This window comes from Paractinoplanes durhamensis (assembly GCF_016862175.1).
GTDB classification, from domain to species: Bacteria; Actinomycetota; Actinomycetes; order Mycobacteriales; family Micromonosporaceae; genus Actinoplanes; species Actinoplanes durhamensis.
Map to the genome: position 1 here is coordinate 339,241 of NZ_BOML01000043.1, position 7,703 is coordinate 346,943.

Genomic DNA, 7,703 nt, shown 5'->3' on the forward strand with positions numbered 1-7,703 from the left:
GTCACCTCGTTCCGGTGTGTACGGAGGCGCTCGCGTTCTGCACGAGCCGGCGGGACACGCTGGTGGACACCCACTTCTCCACGGCCAGGGAGCCGAGCAGCAGCAGGCCGGTGGTGGCGGTCGCCCAGTACGGCGAGACGCCCTTGATGGTCAGCGCGTTCGAGATGGTGCCGAGGATGAGCGCGCCGACCAGGACCCGGGGCAGCGAGCCCCGCCCGCCGGCGAGCGAGACGCCGGCGAGCGCGACCGCGGTCAGCGCGTTGAAGATGATGCTGACGTTGGCGGCCGGGTTGGCCTCGGTGACCAGTGCCGTGGTCACGATGCCGCCGAGCGCCGCGCAGAACCCGCTGATGACGAAGCCGAGCACCTTGTAGCGGTCGGCGTGGATGCCGGAGCGGCGGACCGCCTCGGCGTTGCCGCCGACCGCCATCATCCGGATGCCGTCCCGGGTGCGGGTGAGGAAGACCGTGAGCACCGCGAACAGCGCGGCCGTGATCCAGACAGGCGCCGGGAGCCCGGCGAACCGGTCGGTGCCCATGAAGACCAGCGAGTCCAGGCCGGAGATCGTGTAACCCCCGGCGATGCCCGCCGCCGCCCCGCTCATCACCGACAGGGTGCCGATGGTGACGATGATCGGGTTGAAGCCGCGCAGCGCGATCAGGCCGTTGATCATCCCGACGACGCCGCCGAGGGCCAGGGCGGCGAGGATCGCCAGGCCGGTCGGGGTGCCGTGGGTGATCAGCCAGCCGCAGACGCAACTGGCCAGGGCCGCGGTGCCCGGGATCGAGAGATCCAGGGCGCCGCAGATGATGCCGACCGCGATGCCGGCCGCGAAGATCGCGGTGAGGGCGGCGGCGTTGGCGATCAGGATCCCGTTGTCGATGCTGGCGAAGTACGGGCTGGCCCAGATGCTGAAGGCGATCAGCAGCACCGCCCAGAGGACGAAGATGCCCCGGTCCCGGACGAAGATCAGCCAGCGGATGAGCGCCGGGTCCTTGTCCTTCTCGGCACTCGCGGTTCGCGGAGTCGCGATGGTCACGGTCATTCCTGCCTCACTCAGCTACCGGCTGTGAAGGTCTTCTGCGGAACGACCAGGACCTCGCCGTTCGCCTTCGGGTCCGCCTGCATCTTGACCAGGGTGTTGAACGACTGGGCCGTGTCGTCGCTGAACTGCAGCGCGACCGAGGCGTAGATCTTGCCGTCCTTGACGTCCTTGAGCACCTCGTCGTTGCCGCCGAAGTCGGTGACGCAGTTGAGCTTCTTGCCGGCCGCGTTGAACGCGCCGAGTGCGCCGAGCGCGCCCTCGTCGTTGGCCGAGAAGACCGCGCTGAGGTCGGGGTTGCCCTGCAGGGCGTTACCGATGTCGGTCTGCGCCTTGGCCCGGTCGACCGCGACGATGGTCTGCACCAGGGTGGCGCCCGGCGCGGCGGCCTTGAAGGCGTCGGCCGCGGCCTTGTCGAACTCCGCCTTGCCGGCGGTGCCCTCCTGGCTGGCCACGTAGAGGGCCTTGCCGGTGCCGCCGGACTTCTCGGTCATGCACTTGCCGAGCTGCTCGCCGAGGGCCTTGCCGCCGGCCGTGTAGTCGATGTAGTCGAACGTGATGCCGGGCTGGGGGCCGCTGAAGCCGTACTCCGCGGGCTGGCCGTTGACCAGCAGCGGCACCCCCTTGGACTGGGCCGTCTTGATCAGGTCGCCCATCGACTTGGGGGCGACCGCGAGGATCCAGGCGGCGCCCGCGCGACCCGAGCTGATCACCTCGTTGAGCTGCTGGATCTGCTTGGTGGCGTCGAAGTTGGGGTCCTGGACGATGACCTCCCAGCCCTGCGCGGAGGCCATCCCCTTCACGCCCTCGGAGAGGCCCTTGAGCGCCGGGGGAGCGAGCGAGAGCGGCGAGAAGACCAGCGTCTTCGGCAGCGTGGCGGCCGCCTTGCCGGTGTCGGTCGTCGAGGAGGAGGTCGAGTCGCTCGCGTGGCTGCACGCCGCGGCGAGAAGGAGAGGGGCGGTTGCCATTGCGACGGCCAAGGCGCGGAGGGTGCGCCGGCGGAGAACAGTCATGAGATCGAACTCCTCTAATGACGGGCTGAGAGCCGTACCGGAGAGAGAAGGCGAGGAAGAAAATTCATCAACTCTCACATCGTGAAAGCTAATTTCTTGAATTACTTGAGAACATAGGGGACCGGTGCGGCAGATGTCCATGGCTTGACCGGACCATTTCCAACTTGTGTCGCCTAGCCTCCCGGCCAGGACCTTTCCAGGCCGCCAACCAGGGCAACCATGGCGTCGTGGGCCGGCGTCGGCACGCCGACACGACGGCCTTCGGCGGCGATGCCGCCATTGAGAACGGCGATCTCGGTGGCCCGGCGGGCGAGCACGTCCTGCAGCATCGAGGGCTTATGGGCGTACGCCTCCCGGATCGCCTCCTCGACGGCGTCCCGGGGGTCCCGGGTCAGCGCGATACCGGCCTTGCCGCACACACCCAGCGCCTCATCGATCAGCCGCTCGACCTCGGCGCGCAGGCCGGGATCGGTGCAGACCTGGCCGACGGTGAGGCCGGTGAGCGCGGAGAGCGGGCTGGTGGCCGCGTTGAACACGACTTTCGTCCACTGCGGGCCGCGCGCGTCGGCCTCGGCGTGGGTGGTGAGCCCACCGGTGTTGAGCAGCTTCGCGAGCAGCTCGATCTCGTCGGGGCGGGCCGGGCTCGGCTCGAACGGGCCGATCCACGAGTCGCCCGGGGCGTCGTAGCGGACCACGCCGGGCGCGGTGACCGCGCCCGCGGTGACGATGGTGCCGCGCATGACCCGGGGGACGTGCTCGGCGATGATCTCCTCGTTGCCGACGCCGTTCTGCACGCTGACCACGCCGGCGTCCTTCAGGGCGTGCACCGCCGCGGCCACCGCCGTACCCGTGTGCAGGGCTTTGGTGGCGACGATGCCGAGCTCGCACGGCGGCAGGTCGCGGGCGTCGGTGACGGCGTCGACCGCGGCGGTGAAGTCGGCCAGGCCGGTGACCCGCAACCCGTTCGCGCGGATCGCGGCCATGTGTTCCGGCCAGGGGTCGACGGCCCAGACCTCGACGCCCGGGGCGCGGGTCAGGTGGGCGGCGTAGAGGCTGCCGATGGCTCCGCAGCCGAGCACGGCAACCCGGATCATGACAGGGGCGCCGGGGTGCGGGCCAGGGCGTCGCGGGCCAGCTCGGCGCAACGGGCCGGATCGGCGCCGCCGATGCCGAGACCGGCCACCACCTGGCCGTTCACCTCGATCGGGATGCCGCCGGGGACGGCCAGCAGCGGCGCCGGGTGCAGCGCCGCCAGCTGATCGGCCGGGCACCAGGCGGCCAACAGCTCGCTCGGGATGCCGAAGCGGGCGGCGGTGGTCGCGGTGGCCAGGGCGATCTCGACCCCGCCGGCCACGGCGGCGTCCATCCGGTCCTGCTGGATCGGGTCGCCGCCAGGGTCGACGATCGCGACGCTCACCCGCAGGCCCTGCCGGGCGGCCTCGGCCAGCACCCGGTCGATCAGGTCGATCGCCCAGTCGAGCTGGTGCTGCCCGGCCGCCGGGGGCGCCGGTTTCATGCCGAGGCTGTCGGCCGGCGCGACGGTCAGGTCGCCGAACCGGTCCTTCCACCGGGTCGCGTCGTCGCCGTGCTGGCCGACGTAGGGCGTGCCCATGGCGTACGCAATAAGGAGGTCTTCGGGGTTTGCCGGTTTTCCGTCGGCGCTGACCACCTCGGGGGCGACGCCGGTGGGGAGGAACGGGCTGACCGTGGCGCCGGAGGCCGCGACGCCGCCGATCACCGTGCCGTCGGCGTCGTGGAGCGGCAGGCCGCCGGCGCCCGGGAAGAGCGCCTCCGGGGAGGCCGTCACGAAGCCGGTGGAGATCGGCGCGGGCAGCGAGGTCATCCGCCGCAGGTGCTCCGAGCTGGGGATCTGCTGGGTCGCCGAGATCCACGCCTTGGAGCGGGCCCGGGCCATGCCGCCCGGACCGCCGTGGTCCAGGCGGGACGCGGTGACCAGCGCGCCGCTCGCGCCGACCACCGCGATCGCACCGCGCAGGCCCAGCTGCTCGGCCTTGTCCACCGCTCGCCGCACCAGCGCGCGGGCCTCCACCAACGGCACGTCGGCGGGGTGGACCGCGCCCATCAGGCGCCGACCATGTTGTATCCGCCGTCGGCGACCATGTATCCGCCGGTCATGTGGAACGCGTCGTCGGTGGCCAGGAACAGCGCGGTGCCGGCCAGCTCGGCGGGGCCCGGGATGCGGCCCATCGGGGTGAGCTTGCGCAGCTGGTCGCCGCGGCCGGACTGCCAGTCCTGGCGGCCCAGGGTCGCCTCGGTCTCGATGAAGCCGGGGGCGAAGATGTTGACCCGCACGGTCGGGGCGAACGCCTGCGCGTACGACTTGGTCAGGCCGAGCAGGCCGTACTTGGCCGCCGCGTACTGCGGGGCGCGGGCGCTGCCGCGGACGATCACGGTCGAGCCGATGTTGACGATCGAGCCGTGCCCCTGGTCGAGCATCCGGGCGCCGAACTCGTGCACGCAGGCCATCGTGCCCTTGATGTCGACGGCCAGCACGTGGTCGACCGACTCCTCGGTGATGTCCCGCCACGACATCTGCTCGCGGGCCACGTCGCCGACGTTGTTGATCAGCACGTCGACGCCGCCGAGCTGCTTGAACGACTCGTCGGCGAGCTGCTTGACCTGCGCCCACTCGGCGATGTCGGCCTGCAGCAGCACCGGCTCGGAGCCGGCCTCGCGGACCCGCTCGGCGGTCTGCTCGGCGCCACCCTTGGACGAGCGGTAGTGCACGCCGACGACGCGGGCGCCCTCCTGGGCGGCGCGGACGGCGATCTCGGCGCCGAAGCCGGTGCCGGCCCCGGTGACCAGGACGGAACGGCCTTCGAAGCGGCGGGGGATCGGTGTGGGGTTAAGTCCCATTGGTAAGCCTTTCAGACTAGAACTCGGCCGCCGTCTACGTAGAGGACCTGGCCGGTGATGAAGCCCGCCCGGTCGGAGGCGAGGAAGGTGACCGCGTCGGCGACCTCGGCCGGCACGCCGAGGCGGCCGGCCGGCACGAGCCGCTCCAGGCCTTCTCGATTGCCATCCTTGTCGAGGTGGTCCTTGGTCAGGTCGGTTTCGATGTAGCCGGGTGCCACCGCGTTGACCGTGACGCCGCTGCCCGCCCACTCCCGGGCCATCACCCGGACGAGCTGGTTGAGCCCGCCCTTGGTGGCCGCGTAGGGCGCGTGGTTGGCGTGCGCGAGCAGCCCCGACACGCTCGACACGAACACCATCCGGCCGTAGCCCGCGCCCACCATCAGCCGCCCGACGTGCTGGCCCAGCCAGTACGCGGTGGAGAGGTTGAGCTCGAGCAGCTCCTGCCAGTCGGCGTCGGTCAGGTCGAGCACCGGGCGTCGGACGTTGCGCCCGACCGCGTGCAGGAACACCTGCGGCACGCCGACCCGGGCCGCGGCCTCCTCGACCACGTCCCGGCAGCGCTGCGGGTCGCGCAGGTCGCACTTGATGGTCTCGACCAGGCCGCCGGTCTGCCGGGACACGGCCTCCAGGTTCTGCTCGCTGAAGTCCGCGACGGCCACCCGGGCGCCCTGGGCCGCGAGGCTGACCGCGCTGGCACCTCCCAGTCCGCCGGCACCGATCACGAGGGCCGGTTTTCCGCTCAGCGCAAGCCAGTCACCCATAGGTGTCACCCCTGTATCTCTACCGCGGTTCTCGCATTATGAAAGCGACTATCCGATACCGTAGACGTTGGTTACGGGGCTGTAAATAGCCGTGAAATCCGGGGTCGTAGGCTCACCGTGCACAGCAGACAAGGGGGGTTCGATGACGCGACCGGCGGCGGACGCAAAGCCCGAGTACCGGGTGGAAGCACTGGCCAAGGGGCTGCGGCTGCTCAACCTCTTCACCGAGCAGCGCCCGACCTGGCGGGTCACCGACATGGCCGAGGCGGCCGGGCTGCCGATGCCGACCGCCTACCGGGTGGTGCAGACGCTCACCGCCGAGGGGTACCTCGACCACCTGCCCAACGGCGACTACCGCCCCGGCGTCCGGGTGCTGACCCTCGGCACCGCCGCGCTGCGCAGCCTCGACCTGGTCGAGCTGGCCACCCCGCGGCTCCAGCGGCTGGCGAGCGAGACCGGCGAGACGGTCAACCTGGCCGTGCTCACCGGCGACCGGGTGCTCTACCTGATCCGGCTGCGCAACTCCGACCTGGTCACCGCCAACATTCAGGTCGGCTCGACGCTGCCGGCCGTGCACACGTCGATCGGCAAGCTGCTGCTCGCCGCGCTGCCGCCTTCCTCGCTGCGGGACGTCGTGACGTCTTCATCGTTCCCCGACCAGCACGGCCCGAACGCCAAGGTCTCGCTGGACGAACTCGAGGAGGAACTGGGGCGGATCCGCGAGCAGGGCTGGGCGGTGCAGGACGAGGAGCTGGCGTACGGCCTGCGCTCGGTGGCCGGCCCGATCACCGGCCCCGACGGCCGGGTCGTGGCCGGGGTGAACCTGGCGGTGCAGGCTCGCGACTGGTCGGCCCAGCGGATCGTGCGCGAGCTGCGCCCGGTCGTACTCTCCGCGTGCTCGGCCATCTCACAGTTGATCTCCAGCGACAAATAAAGCGGTCTTCGCAGGCCGAAAGTGCTCACCCTGGTCTGGCCGACGTCACCCTCGGCCGCCGTGCCGATCTGCGTGTTCGGCGCGCTCGGGGCGGGCGAGTTCTCCGCTGGCACGGCACGCTCAGCCTCGCTCTCTCTCAGCCTCGCTCTCTCAGCCTCGCTCTCCCTCAGCCTCGCCGCGCCGCGCAGCTGCTCGGCCAACCGGACGTGCTGCTGCTCGACGAGCCCACAAACAACCGCGACCTGGCCGGCGTCGGCCAGCTGGAGAGCGCCCTGGCCGCCTACCGGGGTGTATTCCGTGGTGGTAAGCCACGACGAATGCTTCCCGCAGGAGATCGGCGTCGACCGCCATTTGTCCTTGACCGGCGGTATTCTCACCGCACCGTAGGCCGGCAATATTTGCCGGCCAGGCGGGGTGTGACGTCACCCGGAGGCGATCTGTCTCGTCTTTCCTCGTCCCGGGCGGGTGCCGCCCATTTTTCGAGGCCGGCACCGATCAATTCAGCGGCGAATAGTGTCGGCCCTTTCCGCAGTGGCCTTTTCTGCCCCGGCGCGGTGTTCTGAATGCATCGGACGGCCCGGCGCCCGCCGCGGCGAGACTGTTGCCGCGGATCTTGCCCAGTGACTTCTGCGTGGCGCGCGGGCTTGGCGTGGCGCGCGGGCTTGGCGTGGCGCGCGGGCTCGGCGTGGCGCGCGGGCTCGGCGTGGCGCGCGGGCTCGGCGTGGCGTGCCGGCTCGGCCTGAGCGGGAGCGTTGGGCTGGGTGGGATGTGCCGGCTCGGCCTGAGTCGGGGCTTCGGCCTGGTGTGTGGGCCGGGTGGGGCGGGCCAGCTCGGTCTGGTTAGCGGATCCGGCCCGGTGCGCTGGTTCGGCGCACGTTGCGGGCTCTGCCCGGCGCGCGGCATCCGGCCGGTTGGGCGGCTGCTTGCCGCCTGGCGCAAGGTCACCGCCGCCCGGACGGTCGCCCTCCGGTGCTGACCGCGACGGCCGTTGCCGGCAGGTCGCCTCGTCCGGCCAGATCAGCGGCGGGACCGCCCCGAAGTCGTCATGCAGACCCACCTCGCCGCACCGGCGGGAG

General features: G+C 71.3%; 7 protein-coding genes. 1 reads left to right on the forward strand and 6 read right to left on the reverse strand.

What is annotated here, in order from left to right; translation table 11 throughout:
* Position 1 precedes the first annotated feature (1 nt).
* The 6 genes from Adu01nite_RS28400 to Adu01nite_RS28425 form a co-directional block, all read right to left on the reverse strand.
* Positions 2-1,045, reverse strand: coding sequence for an ABC transporter permease (locus tag Adu01nite_RS28400; RefSeq protein ID WP_203731038.1), 1,044 nt, complete (start codon positions 1,043-1,045; stop codon positions 2-4).
* An 11-nt stretch (positions 1,046-1,056) separates the two neighbouring features.
* A complete protein-coding gene (locus tag Adu01nite_RS28405; protein ID WP_203731040.1) occupies positions 1,057-2,055 on the reverse strand; it encodes a sugar ABC transporter substrate-binding protein in 999 nt (332 codons plus the stop codon).
* 173 nt (positions 2,056-2,228) lie between these two features.
* Entirely contained in the window at positions 2,229-3,149 is a 921-nt protein-coding gene (locus Adu01nite_RS28410) for a ketopantoate reductase family protein (protein ID WP_203731042.1), read from the reverse strand.
* The gene (locus tag Adu01nite_RS28415) at positions 3,146-4,138 is read right to left on the reverse strand and encodes a GlcG/HbpS family heme-binding protein (RefSeq protein WP_203731044.1); all 993 of its coding nucleotides are present in this window, start codon (positions 4,136-4,138) and stop codon (positions 3,146-3,148) included. The genes Adu01nite_RS28410 and Adu01nite_RS28415 overlap by 4 nt, the downstream gene beginning before the upstream one ends.
* Complete coding sequence (locus Adu01nite_RS28420) at positions 4,138-4,932, reverse strand: SDR family NAD(P)-dependent oxidoreductase (protein WP_203731047.1); 795 nt, start codon at positions 4,930-4,932, stop codon at positions 4,138-4,140. Before Adu01nite_RS28420 ends, Adu01nite_RS28415 begins: the two co-directional genes overlap by 1 nt.
* A gap of 11 nt (positions 4,933-4,943) precedes the next feature.
* Positions 4,944-5,693 carry an SDR family NAD(P)-dependent oxidoreductase gene (locus Adu01nite_RS28425; protein ID WP_203731049.1) on the reverse strand — a complete coding sequence of 250 codons (750 nt, stop codon included), beginning with the start codon at positions 5,691-5,693 and terminating at the stop codon, positions 4,944-4,946.
* Positions 5,694-5,835: 142 nt separating this feature from the next.
* Between Adu01nite_RS28425 and Adu01nite_RS28430 the strand changes: the two genes are divergently transcribed.
* Complete coding sequence (locus tag Adu01nite_RS28430) at positions 5,836-6,627, forward strand: IclR family transcriptional regulator (RefSeq protein WP_203731050.1); 792 nt, start codon at positions 5,836-5,838, stop codon at positions 6,625-6,627.
* Positions 6,628-7,703: the final 1,076 nt, after the last annotated feature.

Bases quoted from the DNA above. Each gene is read 5' to 3' on its own strand.
- Adu01nite_RS28400 (WP_203731038.1), bottom strand. From the start codon at position 1,045: ATGACCGTGACCATCGCGACTCCGCGAACCGCGAGTGCCGAGAAGGAC.
- Adu01nite_RS28405 (WP_203731040.1), bottom strand. From the start codon at position 2,055: ATGACTGTTCTCCGCCGGCGCACCCTCCGCGCCTTGGCCGTCGCAATG.
- Adu01nite_RS28410 (WP_203731042.1), bottom strand. From the start codon at position 3,149: ATGATCCGGGTTGCCGTGCTCGGCTGCGGAGCCATCGGCAGCCTCTAC.
- Adu01nite_RS28415 (WP_203731044.1), bottom strand. From the start codon at position 4,138: ATGGGCGCGGTCCACCCCGCCGACGTGCCGTTGGTGGAGGCCCGCGCG.
- Adu01nite_RS28420 (WP_203731047.1), bottom strand. From the start codon at position 4,932: ATGGGACTTAACCCCACACCGATCCCCCGCCGCTTCGAAGGCCGTTCC.
- Adu01nite_RS28425 (WP_203731049.1), bottom strand. From the start codon at position 5,693: ATGGGTGACTGGCTTGCGCTGAGCGGAAAACCGGCCCTCGTGATCGGT.
- Adu01nite_RS28430 (WP_203731050.1), top strand. From the start codon at position 5,836: ATGACGCGACCGGCGGCGGACGCAAAGCCCGAGTACCGGGTGGAAGCA.